Source organism: Kitasatospora viridis (assembly GCF_007829815.1).
In the GTDB taxonomy this organism is placed as follows: Bacteria; Actinomycetota; Actinomycetes; order Streptomycetales; family Streptomycetaceae; genus Kitasatospora; species Kitasatospora viridis.
Genome location: NZ_VIWT01000001.1, coordinates 76,990 through 96,322, shown reverse-complemented (window position 1 = coordinate 96,322; position 19,333 = coordinate 76,990). Strand labels below are relative to the sequence as shown.

20 protein-coding genes are annotated in these 19,333 nt (G+C 71.8%); 6 read left to right on the top strand and 14 right to left on the bottom strand.

Annotation, left to right across the window (positions count from 1 at the left end):
• Positions 1-16: 16 nt before the first annotated feature.
• Positions 17-799: a TetR/AcrR family transcriptional regulator gene (locus FHX73_RS00425; RefSeq protein ID WP_246213277.1), complete on the bottom strand. Its 783-nt coding sequence runs from the start codon at positions 797-799 to the stop codon at positions 17-19.
• A 136-nt stretch (positions 800-935) separates the two neighbouring features.
• Between FHX73_RS00425 and FHX73_RS00420 the strand changes: the two genes are divergently transcribed.
• From FHX73_RS00420 to FHX73_RS00410, 3 genes are all read left to right on the top strand, one after another.
• Positions 936-1,934: an ATP-binding cassette domain-containing protein gene (locus FHX73_RS00420; RefSeq protein WP_145902697.1), complete on the top strand. Its 999-nt coding sequence runs from the start codon at positions 936-938 to the stop codon at positions 1,932-1,934.
• Positions 1,934-2,725 (top strand): ABC transporter permease, encoded by a 792-nt coding sequence (locus FHX73_RS00415; protein ID WP_145902696.1) that lies wholly within the window; start codon positions 1,934-1,936, stop codon positions 2,723-2,725. Before FHX73_RS00420 ends, FHX73_RS00415 begins: the two co-directional genes overlap by 1 nt.
• Positions 2,726-2,801: 76 nt before the next feature.
• The gene (locus FHX73_RS00410; RefSeq protein ID WP_145902695.1) at positions 2,802-3,773 is read left to right on the top strand and encodes an aldo/keto reductase; all 972 of its coding nucleotides are present in this window, start codon (positions 2,802-2,804) and stop codon (positions 3,771-3,773) included.
• A gap of 16 nt (positions 3,774-3,789) precedes the next feature.
• Here FHX73_RS00410 and FHX73_RS00405 read toward each other — a convergent pair whose 3' ends face one another.
• Complete coding sequence (locus FHX73_RS00405; protein ID WP_145902694.1) at positions 3,790-4,620, bottom strand: SDR family NAD(P)-dependent oxidoreductase; 831 nt, start codon at positions 4,618-4,620, stop codon at positions 3,790-3,792.
• A 100-nt stretch (positions 4,621-4,720) separates the two neighbouring features.
• On the opposite strand from FHX73_RS00405, the gene FHX73_RS00400 reads away from it, so the two are divergent.
• From FHX73_RS00400 to FHX73_RS00390, 3 genes are all read left to right on the top strand, one after another.
• Positions 4,721-5,500, top strand: a complete 780-nt coding sequence (locus FHX73_RS00400) for a class I SAM-dependent methyltransferase (protein WP_145902693.1) — start codon at positions 4,721-4,723, stop codon at positions 5,498-5,500.
• A 75-nt stretch (positions 5,501-5,575) separates the two neighbouring features.
• Positions 5,576-6,259, top strand: coding sequence for a ribulose-phosphate 3-epimerase (rpe, locus tag FHX73_RS00395; protein WP_145902692.1), 684 nt, complete (start codon positions 5,576-5,578; stop codon positions 6,257-6,259).
• Between the two features lie 96 nt (positions 6,260-6,355).
• A complete protein-coding gene (locus FHX73_RS00390; RefSeq protein ID WP_145902691.1) occupies positions 6,356-7,318 on the top strand; it encodes a pirin family protein in 963 nt (320 codons plus the stop codon).
• Positions 7,319-7,404: 86 nt separating this feature from the next.
• Here the strand turns inward: FHX73_RS00390 and FHX73_RS00385 are convergent, their stop codons facing one another.
• The 12 genes from FHX73_RS00385 to FHX73_RS00330 all read right to left on the bottom strand — a co-directional run bounded on the left by FHX73_RS00385 (position 7,405) and on the right by FHX73_RS00330 (position 19,279).
• Entirely contained in the window at positions 7,405-7,728 is a 324-nt protein-coding gene (locus tag FHX73_RS00385) for a helix-turn-helix domain-containing protein (protein ID WP_145902690.1), read from the bottom strand.
• Between the two features lie 170 nt (positions 7,729-7,898).
• Positions 7,899-8,732: an FkbM family methyltransferase gene (locus FHX73_RS00380; protein WP_145902689.1), complete on the bottom strand. Its 834-nt coding sequence runs from the start codon at positions 8,730-8,732 to the stop codon at positions 7,899-7,901.
• Positions 8,729-9,001 (bottom strand): phosphopantetheine-binding protein, encoded by a 273-nt coding sequence (locus FHX73_RS00375; protein ID WP_170304794.1) that lies wholly within the window; start codon positions 8,999-9,001, stop codon positions 8,729-8,731. Before FHX73_RS00375 ends, FHX73_RS00380 begins: the two co-directional genes overlap by 4 nt.
• Positions 9,002-9,036: 35 nt before the next feature.
• Entirely contained in the window at positions 9,037-10,164 is a 1,128-nt protein-coding gene (locus FHX73_RS00370) for an LLM class flavin-dependent oxidoreductase (RefSeq protein ID WP_145902688.1), read from the bottom strand.
• Positions 10,161-11,558 (bottom strand): aldehyde dehydrogenase family protein, encoded by a 1,398-nt coding sequence (locus FHX73_RS00365; RefSeq protein ID WP_246213276.1) that lies wholly within the window; start codon positions 11,556-11,558, stop codon positions 10,161-10,163. The genes FHX73_RS00370 and FHX73_RS00365 overlap by 4 nt, the downstream gene beginning before the upstream one ends.
• 29 nt (positions 11,559-11,587) lie before the next feature.
• Positions 11,588-12,325, bottom strand: coding sequence for a class I SAM-dependent methyltransferase (locus FHX73_RS00360; protein WP_145902686.1), 738 nt, complete (start codon positions 12,323-12,325; stop codon positions 11,588-11,590).
• Between the two features lie 26 nt (positions 12,326-12,351).
• The gene (locus FHX73_RS00355) at positions 12,352-13,665 is read right to left on the bottom strand and encodes a condensation domain-containing protein (protein ID WP_145902685.1); all 1,314 of its coding nucleotides are present in this window, start codon (positions 13,663-13,665) and stop codon (positions 12,352-12,354) included.
• A 135-nt stretch (positions 13,666-13,800) separates the two neighbouring features.
• The gene (locus tag FHX73_RS00350) at positions 13,801-15,087 is read right to left on the bottom strand and encodes an MFS transporter (protein ID WP_211786101.1); all 1,287 of its coding nucleotides are present in this window, start codon (positions 15,085-15,087) and stop codon (positions 13,801-13,803) included.
• Complete coding sequence (locus tag FHX73_RS00345; RefSeq protein ID WP_246213275.1) at positions 15,084-16,697, bottom strand: class I adenylate-forming enzyme family protein; 1,614 nt, start codon at positions 16,695-16,697, stop codon at positions 15,084-15,086. Before FHX73_RS00345 ends, FHX73_RS00350 begins: the two co-directional genes overlap by 4 nt.
• 14 nt (positions 16,698-16,711) lie before the next feature.
• Complete coding sequence (locus FHX73_RS00340; protein ID WP_145902683.1) at positions 16,712-17,131, bottom strand: cupin domain-containing protein; 420 nt, start codon at positions 17,129-17,131, stop codon at positions 16,712-16,714.
• Between the two features lie 69 nt (positions 17,132-17,200).
• A complete protein-coding gene (locus tag FHX73_RS00335) occupies positions 17,201-18,223 on the bottom strand; it encodes a phosphotransferase (RefSeq protein WP_246213274.1) in 1,023 nt (340 codons plus the stop codon).
• Between the two features lie 147 nt (positions 18,224-18,370).
• The gene (locus FHX73_RS00330; RefSeq protein WP_145902682.1) at positions 18,371-19,279 is read right to left on the bottom strand and encodes a hypothetical protein; all 909 of its coding nucleotides are present in this window, start codon (positions 19,277-19,279) and stop codon (positions 18,371-18,373) included.
• Between the last annotated feature and the right edge of the window lie 54 nt (positions 19,280-19,333).

Below are 19,333 nucleotides of genomic sequence, written 5' to 3'. Positions count from 1 at the left end.
GTCGTCAGGTCTGGCGTCAGGTTTCGGTTTCGCTCTCGGTCCCGGTTTCGAAGAGCACGGTCAGCAGCCGGTCCAGGTAGCGGTCGAAGGAGGCGTCCGGGTCCGGCGGGGGTGCGCCGGCGCCGGCGGCGAGCGCGGTGGTCAGGTTGGGGTAGTCGCCGCTCATCGCGACCTGGGTCAGGTAGACCATCAAGTCCTGGTGCCAGCGGCCGGGTTGGGCCGCCGCCGCGGTGGCCTGCTCCCAGTCGGCGAACTGGCAGATCGAGCCGGTGATCATGGCCAGCGCCTCCATCTTGGCGCCGGGCCGCAGCGGCACCTCGGCCAGCGCGCCGAGGAAGTACTCGGTGAACTTCAGCCCGTTGGGCCCGAACGACGGCCGAGTGCGGATCGCGCTCGCCGCCCAGCCGTGCCGGCGCACCAGTGCGAGCTGCCCGCGGGCGAGCGCGTGCAGGTCGGCCCGCCAGTCGCCGCTGGGCGCCGCCGGCAGTTCCAGCTCGGCGGTGATGGCGTCCAGCATCAGGTCGAGCAGCTGCTCCTTCTTCGGCACGTACGTGTAGAGCGACATGGTGCCCGCGCCCAGTTCGGCCGCGATCCGGCGCATCGTCACCGCGTCGAGCCCCTCGGCGTCCGCGAGCGCCACCGCCGCGGCCGCGATCGAGGCGCGGCTGTGCGCGGGGCGGGGCCCGCGGCCGGCCCGCTCGGGGCGCAGCCAGATCAGCTCGGGCGGGCTGTCGGCGGACTCGGCGCCCGCCGGGGGCTTGCCGGACGGCTTGGGCGCCTTGGGCGGTGTGGACGGCACGGAACGATCACCTCGCGGTCCATCCTAGGCGCCCGTCGATTCCCCTTTAACCCCGTACTCCGTACGTAGTACGATGCTCGCATCTCCTCTCTACGTACACCGTACGTAGAGAGTCGCGACGACGGAGGGCAGAGCAATGACGCGTGAACCCGGCGGTCGGTGGGCCGTGCAGGCCGAAGGACTGGTGAAGAAGTACGGCAAGAGCACGGCGCTCGACGGGCTCGACCTCGCCGTGCCGACCGGGTCGATCTACGGGCTGCTCGGCCCGAACGGCGCGGGCAAGACCACCGCGGTGCGGATCCTCGCCACGCTCGCCGCGCCCGACCGGGGCACCGCGACGGTGGCCGGGTTCGACACCGTCAAGGAGGCCGCGCAGGTGCGCCGCAGTATCGGCCTGGCCGGGCAGCACGCCGCCGTGGACGAGGGCATCACCGGCCGCGACAACCTGCACCTGGTCGGCCGGTTCCACCACCTGGGCGGTCGGGAGGCCCGCCGCCGCACCGCCGAACTGCTGGAGCGGTTCGGTCTGGCCGAGGTCGGCGACCGGCTGGTGCGCACCTACTCCGGCGGCCAGCGCCGCCGGCTCGACCTGGTCGCCTGCCTGGTCACCCGGCCCCCCGTGCTCTTCCTGGACGAGCCCACCACCGGCCTCGACCCGCGCAGCCGCGGCGAGATCTGGGACGCGGTGCGGGAGTTGACGGGTACGGGCACCACCGTGCTGCTCACCACCCAGTACCTGGACGAGGCCGACCGGCTGGCCGACCAGGTGCTGGTGATCGGCCGGGGCAGGGCGATCGCCGAGGGGCCACCGGAGCGGCTCAAGGCCTCGATCGGGGCCCGGGTTGAGGTGGCCGTCGGCAGCGCCGCCGAACTGCCGGACGCCCGGCGGGTGCTGGCCGAGCTCACCGGCGGCGAGCCGGAGGCCGACCCGGACGCGCTGCTGGTCTCGGCGGTTGCCGGGCCCGGACGGGAGGTCTCGCTGCCCGCGCTGGTGCGGGAGTTGGACGCGGCCGGGGTCGCCGCCCGGGACGTGGCGCTGCGCACGCCCACGCTGGACGACGTGTTCCTGGCGCTGACCAGCGGCAACGCCGCGGCCGGCGCGGCTGCCGGTACCGGTGTGGAGGTGGCGGCCTGATGAGCACCCAGCGCTCGCGTCCGATCGCCGACGCCCTCACCTCGGCCCGCCGGATCCTGCTGCACTACCGTCACTCGCCCGGTCTGGTGGCCGCCTCGCTCGCCGTCCCGGTGCTGATGGTGGTGGTCTTCGGCTACGTCTTCGGCAGCGCGATGACCGTGCCGGGCGGCAACTACCGGGCCTTCCTGATGCCGGGGCTGTTCGCCATGGTGGCCGTCAACGGCCTGATGCCCACCATGATCGGCACCGCCCGCGACCTGCGCCGCGGCGCCGCCGACCGGATCCGCTCGATGCCGGTCTCCCGGCTCGGCGTGCTGCTCGGCACCGCCGTCGCCGACCTGCTGGTCAGCGTGGTGGTGCTGGTGCTGCTGGCCGCCGTCGGCCTGGCCACCGGGTGGCAGGCGCACCGCGGCCTCGGCCTGGCACTGGCCGGCTTCGGCCTGCTGCTGCTCTTCCGGTTCGTGATGACCTGGCTCGGCACCTGCCTGGGCCTGCTGGTCGCGAACGAGGAGATGGCGGGTCAACTCGCCGCGCTGACCTTCCCGGTGGCGATGGTGACCAACACCTTCGTGCCCACCGGCGGGATGCCCGGCTGGCTGCGCGCGGTCGCGGAGTGGAACCCGGTCAGCTCGCTGGTCGCCGCCTGCCGTCACCTCTTCGGCAACGCCGGAACCGGCGGCGGGAGTTGGCCGCTTCAGCACCCGGTGGCCGGCACCCTCGGCTGGTCGGTGGCGATCCTGGTGCTGTGCGCCCCGCTGGCGGTGCGCAGCTACGTCCGGCACGGGCGGTAGGGCGGGTCCGACACCGGGGCCAGGCTGGTAGTGGGAGGGCCTGGACAGGGTGACCGGTGTGGCAGAGGCTTGGATCATGGAGTACACCCGCCTCGGCCGCACCGGCCTCACCGTCTCCCGCCTCTGCCTCGGCACGATGAACTTCGGCCCGCACACGCCGGAGGCCGACGCCCACCGGATCATGGACACCGCCCACGAACAGGGCGTCAACTTCTTCGACACCGCCAACGTCTACGGCGGCGTGCGGGGCGAGGGCCTCACCGAGCAGATCATCGGCAACTGGTTCGCCCAGGGCGGTGGCCGGCGCGAGAAGACCGTGCTGGCCACCAAGGTCTACGGCGCGACGGGGGACTGGCCGAACCAGGGCAAGCTCTCCGCGCTGGCCATCCGCCGCGAGGTGGAGGCCAGCCTGCGCCGGCTGCAGACCGACCACATCGACCTCTACCAGATGCACCACGTCGACCGGGACACCCCGTGGGACGAGATCTGGCAGGCGATGGAGCTGCTGGTCGCCCAGGGCAAGGTGCTCTACGTGGGCTCCAGCAACTTCGCCGGCTGGCACCTGACGCAGGCCCAGGAGACCGCCCGTGCCCGGCACTTCCTCGGCCTGGTCAGCGAGCAGTCCTACTACAACCTGCTGCGCCGCGCGGTCGAGCTGGAGGTGCTGCCGGCCGCCGAGCACTACGGGATCGGGGTGCTGCCCTGGTCGCCGCTCTGCGGCGGGCTGCTCGGCGGCGTGCTGCGCAAGGAGCGCGAGGGCGTGCGGCGGGTCGGCGAGCGGGCGGTGGACACCCTGGAGAAGCACCGCGACCAGCTCGCCGCCTACGAGGAGTTCGCCGCCGAGCTGGGCCGGGAGCCCGGCGAGGTGGCGCTGGCCTGGCTGCTCAGCCGGCCCGCCGTCACCGCGCCCATCGTCGGCCCGCGCACCCTGGAGCAGTTGCAGGGCGCGCTCGGCGCGCTGGACCTGACGCTGGACCAGAAGTCGCTGGACCGGCTCGACGAGATCTTCCCCGGCCACCGGCCGGCGCCCGAGGACTACGCCTGGTAGCGGCCGCGCGGCGGGCTCAGCCGAGTGCCTTCGCCACCAACTCGTCGCAGAGCACGCGCAGTTGCTCGCGGGCCTGCGGGTCGTAGGCCTGGTCGTCGGCCCGGGTCTCGCGGGTGCCGTCGTAGTACCGGCCGGTGCGCTCCCCGGCCGGGCCGACGGCCAGGCGCCGGACCGCCTCCACCCCCTCCTCGACCGTGCTCCATGGCTCCACCCCGGCCTCCCGGACCATGGTGGTGGCCATGAAGGTCGCGGGGTGCAGGGCGTTGACGGTCACCGGGGAACCCGCCGCGGTGAGCCGCTCGGCCAGGTCGAAGGTGAACAGGATCTGGGCCAGCTTGGCCTGGCGGTAGGCCGTGCCGCCGTCGTAACGGCGGGTCAGCTGGGGGTCGGTGAAGTCGATCGCCTGCTGGCCCGCCGAGGCGACGTTGACGATCCGTCCGCCTTGCGGGGCCCGTTCGACCAGGCCGAGCAGGCGGTTCGTCAGGTGGTAGCCGGACAAGTGGTTGACGGCGAGGCGCAGTTCGTAGCCGTCCGCGCTCAGCTCGCGGCCGGCGCCCGGTGCGCCGGCGCCGATGCCGGCGTTGTTGACCAGCACGTCCAGCCGGTCGAAGTCGGCCAGCACGGTGTCGGCCAGCCGGTCGACCTGGTGCAGCTCGGCCAGGTCGGCCAGCCGCACCTCGGCGGTGGCGCCGAGGGCGCGGACCTGCTCGGCGACCTGCTCGGCCCGTTCGGCGGAGCGGCCGTGCAGCACGAGCCGGGTGTCCGGTGCGGCCAGCCGCAGCGCCAGGCCGCGGCCCAGGCCGTCGGTGGCGCCGGTGATCAGGATGGTGCGGAGGGACTGTGACACGGTCTCAGCTCCAGTGCGCGACGAGGTGGCGTGCCCCGTTCACTTACGAGGCACGCTGTATTGAAATTCTATACCCAGCTGCCTGTCGGAGGAGAGCACGATGACGATCGCCCACCAGGACCCCCGGCTCGCCGGTGCCTACGAGCGCGGCAACGCGATGCCGGCCGCCAGCCTCGCCGCCTGGACCGAGCTGATCGCGGACCGGTTGGGCCGGGCCGAACGGCCCGGGGAGTCGGGCTGGTTGCTGGAGGTGGGCTGCGGCACCGGCGTGTTCTGCGCCGCGCTCGCCGAACTGCTGCCCGGCGTCCGCGTCACCGGGGTGGACCCCAGCGAGGCCATGCTCGCCGAGGCCGCCCGGCACCACGCCCACCCCCGGGTCGAGTACCTCCACGGCCTCGCCGACGCGCTGCCGCTGCCCGACGGCAGCTGCGACGGCGCGCTGATCTCCCGGGTCGTGCACCACATCCCGGACCGCCCCGCCGCCGCCCGCGAACTGGCCCGGGTGCTGCGCCCCGGCGGTCGGGTGCTGATCCGCACCACCGTGCGCGAGCGGCTGGACAGCCCCGTCTACACCTACTGGCCGCAACTGCTCGACACCGACCGGCGGCGGTTCTGCGCGGAGCAGGAGCTGCTCGCCGACTTCGCCGGCGCCGGGTTCGTCCCGGACGGGTGGGAGTCCTTCGCCCAGCCGATCGCCGGCTCGCTGGCCGAACTGCGGGAGCGGTACGCGCTGCGCGCCGAGTCCAAGCTGGCGGCGCTGGGGGAGGCGGAGTTCGCGGCCGGGCTGGAACGGCTCGCGGCTGCGGCGGAGGGGGAGGGGGAGGGGCGTCCCGTGCTGGAGCGGTACGACGTGCTGGTACTGCGACGGGGCGGACGTTGAGATGATGACCTCGTTGAAATGATGACGAGGGCCGGCCGCGCGGCGGGCCCTGCCGACACCGTGAGGTTCACCGCAATGGCCCAGATCAGTCCCAGCATCCTGTCCGCCGACTTCGCCCGGCTCGCCCAGGAGGCCGAGGCCGTGCGCGGCGCCGACTGGCTGCACGTCGACGTGATGGACAACCACTTCGTGCCGAACCTCACCCTGGGCGTGCCGGTGGTCGAGTCGCTCGCCCGGGCCACCGACACCCCGCTCGACTGCCACCTGATGATCGAGCAGCCCGACCGCTGGGCCCCGCAGTACGTGGAGGCCGGGGCCGGCTCGGTCACCTTCCACGTCGAGGCCGCCGCCGCCCCCGTCCGGCTGGCCCGGGAGATCCGCGCCAAGGGTGCCCGCGCCTCGATGGCGCTGCGCCCCGCCACCCCGATCGAGCCCTACGAGGACCTGCTGCCCGAGCTGGACATGGTGCTCATCATGACCGTGGAGCCCGGCTTCGGCGGCCAGGCCTTCCTGGACATCATGCTGCCCAAGATCCGCCGCACCCGGGAGCTGATCTCCAAGCACGGCCTCGACCTCTGGCTCCAGGTGGACGGCGGGGTCTCGGCCAGCACCATCGAGCGCTGCGCCGAGGCCGGCGCCGACGTCTTCGTGGCCGGCTCCGCGGTCTACGGCGCCGCCGACCCCGCCGAGGCCGTGCGTGCGCTGCGGGCCCAGGCGGCGGCGACCACCGCGACGGCGCCCTGGGCCTGCCGGCACTGACGGGGGGTCAACGGGCGGGCGGTACTGACGGGGGGTCAATGGGCGGGCGGTACTGACGGGGGGTCAACGGGCGGCCGGGTTCGCTACCGTGATCGGGTGAGCAACCTCGACCTCAAGCCCGTGACCACGCTGTGCGGCGGCGACGCGAGCGCCGGCCCCACCCGCGACCTGCTGACCGGCCGCACCGTCCAGCTCGGCGAGAGCACCCAGGTCCGCCGCCTGCTGCCGACCCTCGGCCGCCGGATGGTCGGCGCCTGGTGCTTCGTCGACCACTACGGCCCCGACGACATCGCCGACCAGCCCGGCATGCAGGTGCCGCCGCACCCGCACATGGGCCTGCAGACCGTCAGCTGGCTGCACGACGGCGAGGTGCTGCACCGCGACAGCCTCGGCAGCCTGCAGACCGTGCGCCCGCGCGAGCTCGGCCTGATGACCTCGGGCCGGGCCATCTCGCACTCCGAGGAGTCCCCGCGCGACCACGCCCGCCTCCTGCACGGCGCCCAGCTCTGGGTCGCCCTGCCCGACGCCCACCGCCACACCGCCCCCACCTTCGAGCACCACGCCGACCTCCCGACCGTCTCGGTGGCCGGCCTGCACGGCACCGTGATCCTCGGCTCCGTCGACGGCGCCACCTCGCCCGGCACCACCTACAGCCCCCTGGTCGGCGTCGACCTCACCCTCGCCGAGTCCAGCACCGCCCGCACCCTCCCCCTCGACCCCGCCTTCGAGTACGCCGCCCTCGCGATCAGCGGCAGCGTCGACGTCGACGGCGTCCGGGTCGAGCCCGGCTCGATCCTCTACCTGGGCTGCGGCCGCCGCGAACTCACCCTGCTGGCACGCACGGACGCGTCGCTGCTGCTGCTCGGCGGCGAGCCGTTCGAGGAGCACCTGGTGATGTGGTGGAACTTCGTGGGGCGCACCGACGAGGACATCAGGCAGGCGCGGGCCGACTGGGAGGACGGCGCCCGGTTCGGCGAGGTGCACGGGTACGACGGGGCGCGGCTGCACGCGCCGAAGTTGCCGCCGGGGCCGCTGATGCCGCGGGGCAGGGAGCGCTGAGGGGCGGGGAGCGGCGGCCGTGACTGGGGCGTCTCGATCGTCGAGCGGGAGGACGCGGGTCAGCTCATTCTGTGACGGTCAGTCGGTCAGTCGGTCAGTCGGTCCGTGGGGCCGTTCTCGGGCTGAGGCAGGGTCAGTGCCCCTTGTGTCACGAGGTGGTAGGCCACGATTCCTGCCTGCAGCCGGGAGCCGAGGGAGAGCCGGTTGAGTATTGCCGTGGTGTGCGCCTTGATGGTTCGCTCACTTCGGTTCATCAATCGCGCCGTGGAGCGGATGTCCATTCCGGCGGCCAAGTGCGACAGCACCTCCGACTGCATCTTGGTCAGCCTTCTGGACTCCTTCAGGGCATGTGGTAACCAGTCGGGGAGTCGAGAACATTCTGGCTCGGAGATGCTATCGGTGGAATTCATGGGGGCCTTTCTTCGCACAGCCGAAGAAAGGCGGACAGGAGCGTCGGCCCACGCGTCGTCGCGCTTTGCCCTCCTGTTCCGCCGCTTATCGGCATCTCACTTCTGAGGTGTGAGTATACGCACGTAGATAAGCCCGGGACAGCTGCTTCGTGATCATGTTCGCCTGTTGTTCACCCCGTGGTGCGCCTCGCCGCGCAGGTGGCGGGGCGGACGGCGAACAAGGCGTGCCGATCGGTGCCGGCCAGGTGGTCGTCCTGGAACACCTGGACGTCGAACCCCTGGGCGGCGAGCAGCGCCACGGTCCACGCGAGCCGGCCCTGCGTCGAGGTGCCCGGTGCGTCGTGGATCTCCATCGCCACCTGCTGCACCAAGGGCCAGTGACGGGCTTCCAGCCCCGCCAGCACGTCGAGTTCGGCCCGCTGCACGTCGATCTTCAGCAGATCGATCCGCTCGACCCCCTCCTCGTCGATGACCTGGGACAGGCGGCGCAGACGGACCTGTTCCTGCCGGTCCTGGAACCGGTGCGAAAGCAGGCTGTCCACTCGGCGCAGCACCTTCTCGTCGCTCCGGCCGTCGGTCAGGAACCGACTCACCACGGCCTTGTCCGCCGCCGCGTCCGCGTACTCGCGCAGTGTGGACATGACCGAGTACCCCGGATAGAACGCGAACCAGGCCTGGCGCTCCGCGTCGGACAGTCCGCAGTGGTGAACACGGACGTCGCCGCCGAGCAGGGACGCATTGCGGCGGAGCTTTTCGGCGAGGAAACCGATCGGCTCGAAGGCGTGCACCGTCGCGCCCGGGCTCTCGGACAGGACGAACAGGGAGAACATTCCGATATTCGCGCCCACGTCGAAGACCGTCGCCGCAGCGGGCAGCACCACTGCGCCGCGCAGATAGCACCGCCGGACGAAGATGTCCTCGTGGAGGTGCCGGGTTTCGTAGCGGTTGACGCCTTCGACCCGGTCCAGGTCGAGCCGTGGTCCCGATGGCCCGGGGGTCGTCATTCGCCGTGCTCTGCTCGTGTCTCCACCAGCTTCCGGACGGTCGTCCAGAGGCTCGCCGGTGTCGAGACGGTCGCGTCGTCGAACGCTTCGTCCGGAATCGTGATGCCGAAGCCTTCTTCCAGGGCCACCATCACGCCGACTGCCGCCAGCGAATCGAGGCCCAGGTCGCGGAGATCGAGATCGGGCGTCAGCGATTGGTCGTCGTAGAGATAGGGCAGGAAGGGGCGGAGGATGTCTTCGAACTGCTGGGGCCATACCTCGGTGTCCACGGAACTCCCTTCGAGAGCGGTTGGTGGCGTCTGACTCACTGAACGGGCGCCGCACCGTCGGCAGTTGCTCCGGCCCAGAGGCCGCGCCCGGTGAGCACGGGCAACACGCCCTCGCCGAACCAGTACGCCTCTTCGAGGTGCGGGAAGCCCGAGAGGATGAACTCGTCGATACCCAGGGCGTGGTACTCGGCGATCCGGTCGGCGACCTCCTCGTGGCTGCCCACCAGGGCGGTGCCGGCGCCTCGCCGCACCAAGCCGAAGCCGGCCCAGAGGTTCGGGTAGACCTCCAGGTTGTCGCGCGCTCCGTTGTGCAGCGCCACCATCCGCCGCTGCCCCTCGGATTCGCTGCGCCGGAGCCCGGTCAGGACCGAGCGCTGCACCCGGGGGTCGATGCCGGACAGCAGGCGTTCCGCCTGCGCCCAGGCGTCCTGGGCGGTGTTGCGGGTGATGACGTGGAACCTGATGCCGAACCGGATCTCCCGGCCCTCGGCTGCGGCCAGGCCCCGGATCCACTCGATCTTCTCGGCCACGGCGGCCGGCGGTTCGCCCCAGGTGAGGTAGACGTCCGCATGCCGTGCGGCGACCGGGCCGGCAGCCTCGGAGGAACCGCCGAAGTAGATCGCGGGAGTGGGGTCGGGAGTGTCCGCGAGGCGCGCTCGCGAGAGGCGTACGTGCTGACCCTCGAAGTCGACGGTGTCGCCGCGCCACAACCCCCGCACGACACCGAGGAATTCATCGGCCCTCGCGTAGCGCTGCTCCTTGTCGAGGTAGTCGCCGTAGGCCCGCTGCTCCCGGCTCTCACCGCCGACGACGACGTTCAGCAACAGCCGCCCCCCGGAGAACTTCTGGAAGGTCGCGGCCTGTTGGGCGACCAGCAGGGGCGAGGCGAGACCGGGCCGGAACGCCACGATGTACTTCAGCCGCTGGGTGACGGGAGCGAGTGCCGCCGTGGCGAGCCACGCGTCGTCGGCCCAGGCACCGGTCGGGGTCAGCGCTCCGGCGAAGCCCAGTTGCTCGGCGGCACTCGCGATGAGCCGCAGGTACGCGGGCGACGCCGGACGGTCCCGGGCCGCCGTGCCGACCGCCGAAGCGTGGCCGCCGCCGACGATGTCCCTGCTGTCGCCGTGTGTCGGCAGGAACCAGTGGAAGGTTGGACGCCTCATCCCCGGGCACCGCCCAACTGCGTGTCCACCCGCACCGTGACGCACTTCGGCCGCTGGTACTCGGCGAGCGCCAGGGTGCTCAGGTCCGTGCCGTGCCCGGACGAGCCGCGACCGCCGTGCGGCAGCTGAGGGGTCTGCTCCAGGTGGCAGTTGATCCACACTTCGCCGCAGTCCATGGCCGCGGCCGTGCTCAGGAGCAGGGAGGCGTCACTGCCCCAGACACTGCCGGCGAGCGCCTGGTCGACGCTGTTGGCCAGCTCGATCGCGTGGCTGACGTCGCGTGCGGCCTGCACGGTGAGCACCGGACCGAAGACCTCCTCGGTGACGGCCGGATCGTCGGGCGGCAGATCCGCCAGCACCAGGCCCGGCCGCCAGTGGCCGCCGGCCTCGTCCGCCGCGACCGAGAGCGGCGCCACGCGCTGGTCGCGCGCCGCCGACGCGCCGATGATGCGGTCGTAACGGGCTGCCTGCTCGGCGTTGTTGAGCGGGCCGAAGTCGGCTCCTGCCCGGAACGACCGCATGGACCGGGCGAGTTCCTCGACCGTGCGGTCGTGGTTCTCGGCCAGCGTGATCACCCGCGCGGGGGCCGCACAGCTCTGCCCCGCGTTGTACACACAGGCGCGTACCAGGCTGTCGAAGGTGTAGTCCGGGGCATCCGGGAGGACGATCGCCGGTGCGTTGCCGCCCAGTTCCAGACTGACGCGGCGCGTGCCGGCCCGGGCGGCGACGTCGCGGCCACCCGCGTAACTGCCGGTGAAGGCAACGGCGTCGACGGGGCTCTCGACGAGGAGCCGTCCCGTCTCGCGTCCGCCCGTCAGAACGGTGAGGACCGACTCCCCGAGGATCTCGTCGGCGTCCCGCGCCAGCAGCAGGGCGCTGTCCGGCGTGGTCTGCGCGGGCTTCAGGACGACCGTGTTGCCGGCGGCGAGCGCGGGTGCGGCACGCCACATGGCCATAAGCAGCGGGTAGTTCCACGGCACGATGGCCGCGACGGTGCCGAGGGGCTCCCAGCGCACCCAGCTCTCCCGGCCCGCGATGTGCTGTCCGCCGGCCGGAGCGGTGGCGGCGAGGGCGGCCCCGGCGTAGAACCGCAGGACATCGGCGGACTGCCGGATCTCCGCGCTGGCCTCGGCCGTCGGCTTGCCGGTACCCGCGACCTCGGCACGGACGTAGTCGTCCAGCCTGTCGTCGAGCCGTGCGGCCAGCCTGAGCAGTCTGCCGGAGCGGTCGGCTCCGGTCGCACCGGCCCACGAGCTGCGGGCATCGCGCGCGCGCCGCACCGCCGCGGCGACCGCGTCCGGTCCGCTGTCCGGCGAGGTCGCACGTTCGCGTCCCGTCCGGGGATCGATGAGCGGGATCAGACCGGCCGTCTGCCCGTCGTCCGTCGGCTGCATGGTGCCCTCCCTGGTCGTTGCGCTGTCGGTCATCGCAGGACCAGCAGGTCGAGCTTGTCGATGACGGGGCCGGACTCCAGCCGCGCCGCCTGCCGCAAGCGGGCCAGACCGGCCTCGTACTCCTCGTCCGTCAGGAACCGCAGGGGGGTGAAGGCGTAGCGGTCCAGCCGGTCGGCGTACTCGGACAGCGACTGGGCGAAGACCTCGGGGACGGCGGCCAGCGACTCGAAGCCGAAACCAGCGCTCCGGAACGCCGCGCGAACGGTCTCGACGGACGGGTAGCCGTCCATCACGGCGAGGGTCTGGGGGAAGAACTCGCACAGGGTCAGGTCACCGCAGCGGCCGGGGAAGGCCGCACGGACGAGCACCGGCGCCCCGGGCTTCAGCACCCGGCGGATCTCCAGCGCCGCGGCCTCCAGATCGGGGACGTGGTGGATCACCGTCGACAGCCAGACCGCACTGACGCTCTCGTCCTCCAGCGGGATCCGCGCGGCGTCGCCCGCCATGACGCCGGGGTGCATCGAGAGCTCCCGCATCGCCGCCGACGGTTCGACGGCGAGCACGTCGACACCGAACCACCGGGTGAAGAGCGTCGCCCACAGTCCGGTCCCGGAACCGAGGTCCAGGATCGGGCCCGTCGGCGGCGTGCCGAGGGCCCGGCCGACGGCGTCGCGCCAGTCGGTGAGACCTTCTTCGGTGACGTGCCGGGAGGCCTGGAACGCGGCTGCGGCCGGCGTGCCGTAGGTGCGGACATCCACAGCGGGCATTTCCATGAGAAACCCTCCGGTCGGCATCAGCAGGTGCTGACAACATGGGTGAGCAACGGTTCCAAATGCGTCAGAACCGCATCTACTGAGTCCTTCGACAGCCATGCGGTGTCGAGCGTGATTCCCAGGGAAGCGCTGCCCCGAATCTTGCGCAGCATGACGTAGACCCCGGCTCCCTGGTACGAGTCCAGGCCACCCTGCCAACGAACGGTGCTCGGTTCCCGCGGCACGAGCGGATTGCCGGCTGATGGCTGGGGGCGCTCGTCGGCGGTGACGACCTGACCCGCCGTGAGATTGAGGCAGACGAGATCGGAGAAGTCAGCCGCCAGCGGATCGTAGTGCGCGTTGCGATAAGCAGTCAGGAGTCCGCTCGCTGCGCGGGAGACGAGTTCGTCGAACGGTGCCCGGGCTACCTCGATGCGCACCATCGCGCGCTGTGCGTAGGTGCCGACACTGTGCTTGATCGAATGGTCGATCCGATTGCTGAAGGAGATCTGGAAGACCACGGGATCGACGTCGAGGGTGGCTGCCATGGCCGCTGCGAACGCTGCGACGAATACCGTCTGGACGGAGACGCGGTATTTCGACGCAAGCGTCTCCAGTAGCGGAAACAGGTTGGGCGACGTCATTTCGGCCCGTTGGTACCTGGCGCCCTCGTCCGCCCCCGGTGCCGGGCGGGCCGGAGGTCCCTGATACCCATCGAGGCACCGGTTCAAGTAGGAGACGGCTCGCGCGGACCGGTGTGCTCCGTCGGCTCCTGCCTCGAAGAGGGCGCGGTCCCGCGGCTGGTGGACCGGCTGGGCCGCGTACGCCCTGCGCGTCTGTGCGGTGCCGTCCAGGAGCTTCTGGAAATCCCGTTCGGCGATCTCGCGGCCCCATCGGTCGACTGCCATGTGGAAGAGGTTGAGGATCAGGAACCTCGGCGCGGAACCCCCCATGACCACGGTTGCCCGCACGGGGATCTCGTCGGCGGTGAAAGGGACTTCCAGTGCCTGTTTCATTGACCGGCTCAGCACGTCGGAGACATGGTGCGGGCCGGCTTCCCGGATCTGGAGCGCCACGCTTCCGTGGCCCTGCACGACCTGTTGCGGTCCCGCTTCCCCGGTGGGGTCGTACGTGGTGCGCAGGGACTCGTGGCGTTCCAGGAGGAGTCGTGTGCAGTCGGTGATCTCCGCCAGGCTGTGCCCGGTGACGTCGACGGAGAACGAACTGTTCAGGAAAGGGGCAGTCGGGTCCGGGACGAATGCGGTCTCCCAGACGTGGCGCTGACCCCACGTCATCCGGCAGGTGCCGTGACTTTGCCCGTGGAATTCGATGAATTCCGTGACCTGGCCGCCCATGTGCCCCGTCGACCTTCTGCGTGTTCTGTCATCCGATAGCTGCGATGATCATTAAGGTACGTGGTCGTACGGACCACAACAAGGTGTCCTTTTGGGCACGGGCATTCCCGGCAGGGACCGCGGTGTTCCAGCCGGTCACGATCGGGAGGACGCCGCCTTCGGCACCCCGTCAGGGGCGGCCCCGGGAGGGCGGTCCGGAGCCGGCGGGTCGTCGGTGACGGGCGGCTCCGGGAACCGGCGAAGCACGACCGACGCGATGCCGGCCGTGGCGGCGGTGACGGCACCACCGAGTGCGAGGGTCCAGCGCGGGCCGCACACCTGGCCGAGCCACCCGGTGAGCTGGGCGCCGATCGGCACACCCCCGAGGTAGACCAACATGTACACACCCATCACCCGGCCGCGGATGTGGTCCGGAGCGCTGAGCTGGGTAGTGGTGTTGGCCGAGGTGATGAACACGAACGCCGCGGCCCCGGTCGGGACCAGCAGCGCCGCGAACGCCCAGGTGTCGGGCGCGGCGGCCGACAGCAGCTCCAACCCACCGGTCACGGCCGCCGAGGTGAGCACCAGGGCCGCTCCGACCTCGCGGCGCCGCGCCGCCGCCAAGGCTCCGCCCAGTGACCCCAGGGCGAACGCGGTGGTCAGCAAGCCGAATCCGGTGGCCCGGGCATGGAAGGCCCCCGTCGCCATCAGCGCCGTCGTGATCTGCGTGTTGAGCCCGAACATGCCGGTCAGGCCGGCCTGGACCATCACCAGGGCCATGGCGGGCCGGGTCCGGATGAAGGCCAGGGTCTGCCGGAACGCCCTGGCGCCCCGCTCCCGCGCCGGCCTGCGGACCAGTTCACCGGGGCGCATGAGGGCCAGCCCCAGCAGGACCGCCGCATAGCTCCCGGCGTTCGCGAGGGTGACCCAGCCGCTGCCCACCACCGGAATGAGCACCCCGGCCAGTGCCGGGCCCGCCATCCGCGCGAGGTTGAACACGGCGGAGTTGAGACTGACCGCGTTCGGCAGCAGGTCCGAGCCGACCAGCTCGCCGACGAACGTCTGCCGGGTCGGGTTGTCCACCGCGCTGGCCGTGCCGACCGCCAGCGCGATCGCGTACACCTCCCAGATCGTCACCCGGCCGCTGACGACCAGCAGGCCGAGCGTCAGCGAACCCAGGCCGAGCAGGGCTTGAGTGATCATCAGCAGCTTGCGCCGGTCCCACCGGTCCGCCAGCGATCCGCCCCACACCGAGAACGCGACCACCGAGAGGAACTGCAGCGCGGTGACCGTGCCCAGGGCCGTCCCGCTGTTGTGGGTGAGGCCGAGCACCACCCAGTCCTGGGCGATGCGCTGCATCCAGGTGCCGGTGTTCGACACCGCCTGCCCGGCCGCGAACAGCCGGTAGTTGCGCACGGACAGCGACTTGAACATCGAGCTCATTCGGATCGGCTCCCGTGGCTGCGGGGGCGTTCAGCGGCCGCGCGGGCCAGCACGTCCGCCAACTCGCTGCGCCGGATCTTGCCGGTCGCGGTCCGCGGGATCTGCTCCAGCCTCGTGATGGTCCGAGGCAGCGCCGCGGGGCTCAGCCGTGTCCGCAGGTGATCGAGCAGCGACTTCTCGGAGAGCTCCCCCGAGACGACCACGGCAGCGACGACCATTTCGCCGCGACGACGGTCCGGCATCGTCGCGCAGCCGGCGTCGCGCACCGGCGGGAAGCTCAGCAGAGCGCGCTCCAACTCCTCCAGGGAGACACTCTCCCCGCCGACCTTCGCGATGTTCTTCTTCCGTCCCGTGATGGTCAGGAGGCCTTGCCCGGGTGTGCCGTCGGGGCCGATGAAACCGAGGTCCCCGGAGTGGAACCAGCCGTTGGCGAACGCTTCGTCGGTCGCGGCCGGGTTGCCCACGTACCGGCTCATCACGTTGTACCCGCGCATGCAGATCTCCCCGACCTCGCCGGCCGGAACCGGGGTGCCGTCAGGATCGAGGACGGCGATCTCGCTGCCGTGCAGAGCGTGCCCGACCGGGGGGATCTCCGAGTCCAAGGTCAGTGCCCGGTAGTCGGATTCATGGAGCTGACGCGGCATCGTCGTCGAGAAGTTCGTGGTCTCGGTGAGCCCGTAGCCCTGCAGGACCCTGGCGTTCAGCCGGGTGAAGACGTTCTGCACCGTCGTCGTCGCGAGCGGCGCGGCAGCGGAGACGAAGTACTCGAACTCGGCGGGCAGTTGCGGTCGGGGCCGCGCTTCGAGGAGGCTCTCCAGGATGCTCGGCACGACGCTGGCGAGGCGGGGCCGGTACTCCGAGATGATGTCCGCATAGGTGAAGGGGCTGAACGACTCCGCCAGAACGGCGTGCGCGCCCGCGGCGAGCGTCGCGAACAGGGTGAAGTGCATCCCGTTGACATGGTGGATGGGCAGGCAGCCGAGCAGTCGGTCCCCTGGCCGGAGCGCGTGGTGGCGGCCGACCGCGTAGGCGTTGACCGCGGCGTTGGCGTGGGTCTGGGCCACCAGCTTGGACGCCGCGGTCGAACCGGACGTTCCGAAGAACAGCGCGTCGGCCTCGGGCCCCGGCAGTCGGCCGGATCCAGGGCGGGCCGTGCCAGTGCCCGCAGCCTCCGGCAACCGGTCGGGGAGCCGGATGATCGAGCCGACGCCGGGATCCGGGGCCTTGGGCCCGCGGAAGACGAATCCGGCGCCGAGCGCCGCGGTCTGCTCCGCCAGCCGCTGCGGCGGGTCGTGCGGATTGAGCACCAGGATCGGGCATCCGGACCGGAGCAGGGCGAAGACCGCCACCACCGATGGCACGTCGTTGACCGGCAACAACCCGCACACGTCCCCCGGACGCACTCCGACTTCCCTCGCGAGCCAGTCCGCCAGTGCCTGGCTGCGCACGTCCAACTCCCGGAAGGAGAGCGTCGTCCGGCGGCCGTCTCCTTCGACGACGGTGAGCCAAGGTGCGTCGCCCCGCAGCCGGGCCCACCGGTCCAATTGGGCGAGGATGGTGGGCGGGGCGGGCAGGGGCTGTCCCGTGGACGGCCCCGAGAGGGCATGCACGGCGGCGTGCCTCGTCACCGCTCGACCAGTTCCATGCGGTGCGCGGAGTCCAACGGCATGTGCGGGACGCCGAAGGCGAGGATCTCCAGCGGCGCCTTCGCGGCCCTGTCCGTCTTGACGCCGTGTGCGTAGTCGGCGGGCACGAAGATCGTGTCGCCCGCGGTCATGGCGTAGTCCGTGCCGTCGACGTGGATGTAACCGCGGGAGCTGAGGACGTAGAGGATGTGGGCGCCGGGGTGGGTGTGAAGTTCGAACTCCGACCCGACCTCCATCATGATCCGGTCGATCCCGATCGTCCCCAAGGCTATGGTTTCCGCTGCGCCGGGCACCCCCCGGATGCCCGGAATGATTTCCTCGAACGAGTTGACGAGGGCGACGTCGGGTTCGCCGGAAACGTTCCTGATGTGCTGCTCGGGGTCGAACTTGATGCTCATGACTGCATTCCTCCGGTAGCGCGGGAATTTCGCGTGGACAAGGGCTGGAATTGCCGGGACGTGCTGCTGCTACCAGCCGCAGCGCTCGCGGAGCCAGGCGAGGGCGACGTCCCCCTGCGCCTTGTAGAACGCCGGCAGGGTCGGCAGGCCGGGCCACGGCGGCTGGTGCCCCTGCCAGAGGAAGAAGCCCGCACACGCTGCGAGCACGGTGTTCACGTCCTCGGGATCGGCGTCCTGCGCCACCGGATGCCGGTCGAACACCTGGGCGGGCGGCGGGCCGCCCTGCATGTGGATGCACGGCAGCATCGCGACGAGGTCGAACCAGCGCGCCCCGCGGGCCGCCCAGGCCCAGTCGACCAGGACGACGCGGTCCGCAGTCAGCAGGATGTTGTCGGCCCGCAGATCGGCATGGACGAGCGCCGAACCGCTCGCGGCACGGGTCCAGTCCGCTTCCCGCGCAGCGAGCTCGTCGAGACGGGCCAGGGCCCAAGGGGCGAGCCAGTCGACGGCCGCGGGGTCGGCGTCGCGAGCGGCGGCCATCCGCCGCCACCCCTGGTAGAAGTCGCCCAGCCGCTCCCCGACCGGGACCACGTCGACCGGCGACGGATCGAACCGCGTCGCCAGGTCGGTCACGGCGTCGAGCACGCGGTCGAGCTCGTCCGGCTGCCAAGGGACGTCGGGCATCTTCCCGTCGACGTCCTCGTAGAGCAGCGCGACCCAGTCGGCCGACTCGAACACGTCCAGGAGGAGCGGCGCCGGCCCGTCGCTCCCCAGGGCGCTCAGGGCGCCCGAGATGCGGGCCTCGGCCCGGTGCAGGCCCGGGGTGTCGGCGTTGGGCTCCGCACTGACCGCCTTCACGAAGCCCGTTCGCCCGTTCTCCGCCACCAGCCGCGCCGCGACGCCGACGGAGAATCCGGCCGACTGGGTCGTCGCCCGAACGATCGGGGCACCCAGCGCACCTTCGACGGAGTTCCGCAGAGCCGTCGGCATCTCGAGCCACGCTTTGCGGACATTCGTCGCGATGAGTGGCGCCGGCCGCTCCGCGGTAATGACAGCGGGGCCGTGCGGCGCCCTTTCGGAATCCATTCCCATCGGGCCAGGATTCCAGGTCGATCGCGTGAGGACCATGAGTCTTCGACGCGCTTGCCCAAAGGGACGTTGCCCATATGGGCAGGCGCGCGCCCGGGGAATTGTGACGCACCGTCATGCCGGTGGGCGGAGTCGATCCGCCCTGCGCGGCTACCTGCTCGGGGCGGCGGGCCCGAGCGGGCCGCGGAAGCCGACCCGGTGGCGGCGGCGGAGCAGCACGATCTCGATCACGGCGGTGACCGTCACGCCGGCCGGGCCGGCCAGCAGGGCGATCAGGGCGGGGCCGTGGGTGGAGGTGCCCTTGGTGTCGACGAAGGCGAGGTGGCCGAGGACGGTGAGCCAGACCAGGGGGACGGCGACGAGCGGGCGGGCCAGGGGGTGGGCGCGGACGGCGAAGGAGTTGCGGTGCACCAGGTAGAGGACGCACGGGACGAACAGGCCCAGCCAGAGCAGGACCGGGGCGAGGAGCAGGCCGCCGGTGTCCTCGGAGCCGTTCTGGAAGGCCAGCATCATGCTGAGGAACACGGCGACGGTGCACAGGCCGACCAGCAGCGGGCGGGCGACCAGGCGGGCGACCTGGCGGCGGGTACCGGGGCGGGCCAGGGCGATCAGGGGGAGGCAGCCGAGGAGGAGGGCGATCGGGCCGGTGAGCATCATCACGACGCCGTCCTCGCCGAAGGCGGAGGTGAGCAGGTCGTTGGCGCTCCAGGTGCCGGTGCACAGGCGGACCAGGTGCAGGACGATGCCGAGGCCGAGCAGGGCACGGGGCGTCAGCAGGCGTTCGATGCGCGGGTCGAGGGCCTCCTCGGCGATGGTGGTGACGACCGGCTGCAGGTACGGGTCGAGGACCTGGGCGCCGACGGTCGCGGTGACGCCGGAGGCGGTCAGCCGGGCGAGGCGGGAGGTCCGGTACGGTCCGTAGACCAGGCGGGCCAGGCGCCAGGGGAGCAGGACGTCCAGCACCAGCTCGCGCGGGGCGGGCCGGGGCGGCGAAGGGGTGCGGTAGGGCGGGCGGGTGTAGGCCGCCGCCGGGTCGGCGCGCGGGAGTTGCGCGGTCATGGGCCCTCCCGTCCCCCGGTTCGTAGGGCACTGTGGCAGCGCGGGCGCGGGCGC

Coding starts and splice junctions, on each gene's coding strand:
- FHX73_RS00420 (WP_145902697.1), top strand. CDS start 936: ATGACGCGTGAACCCGGCGGTCGGTGGGCCGTGCAGGCCGAAGGACTG.
- FHX73_RS00415 (WP_145902696.1), top strand. CDS start 1,934: ATGAGCACCCAGCGCTCGCGTCCGATCGCCGACGCCCTCACCTCGGCC.
- FHX73_RS00410 (WP_145902695.1), top strand. CDS start 2,802: ATGGAGTACACCCGCCTCGGCCGCACCGGCCTCACCGTCTCCCGCCTC.
- FHX73_RS00400 (WP_145902693.1), top strand. CDS start 4,721: ATGACGATCGCCCACCAGGACCCCCGGCTCGCCGGTGCCTACGAGCGC.
- rpe (WP_145902692.1), top strand. CDS start 5,576: ATGGCCCAGATCAGTCCCAGCATCCTGTCCGCCGACTTCGCCCGGCTC.
- FHX73_RS00385 (WP_145902690.1), bottom strand. CDS start 7,728: ATGAATTCCACCGATAGCATCTCCGAGCCAGAATGTTCTCGACTCCCC.
- FHX73_RS00380 (WP_145902689.1), bottom strand. CDS start 8,732: ATGACGACCCCCGGGCCATCGGGACCACGGCTCGACCTGGACCGGGTC.
- FHX73_RS00370 (WP_145902688.1), bottom strand. CDS start 10,164: ATGAGGCGTCCAACCTTCCACTGGTTCCTGCCGACACACGGCGACAGC.
- FHX73_RS00365 (WP_246213276.1), bottom strand. CDS start 11,558: ATGCAGCCGACGGACGACGGGCAGACGGCCGGTCTGATCCCGCTCATC.
- FHX73_RS00360 (WP_145902686.1), bottom strand. CDS start 12,325: ATGCCCGCTGTGGATGTCCGCACCTACGGCACGCCGGCCGCAGCCGCG.
- FHX73_RS00355 (WP_145902685.1), bottom strand. CDS start 13,665: ATGGGCGGCCAGGTCACGGAATTCATCGAATTCCACGGGCAAAGTCAC.
- FHX73_RS00350 (WP_211786101.1), bottom strand. CDS start 15,087: ATGAGCTCGATGTTCAAGTCGCTGTCCGTGCGCAACTACCGGCTGTTC.
- FHX73_RS00340 (WP_145902683.1), bottom strand. CDS start 17,131: ATGAGCATCAAGTTCGACCCCGAGCAGCACATCAGGAACGTTTCCGGC.
- FHX73_RS00335 (WP_246213274.1), bottom strand. CDS start 18,223: ATGGGAATGGATTCCGAAAGGGCGCCGCACGGCCCCGCTGTCATTACC.
- FHX73_RS00330 (WP_145902682.1), bottom strand. CDS start 19,279: ATGACCGCGCAACTCCCGCGCGCCGACCCGGCGGCGGCCTACACCCGC.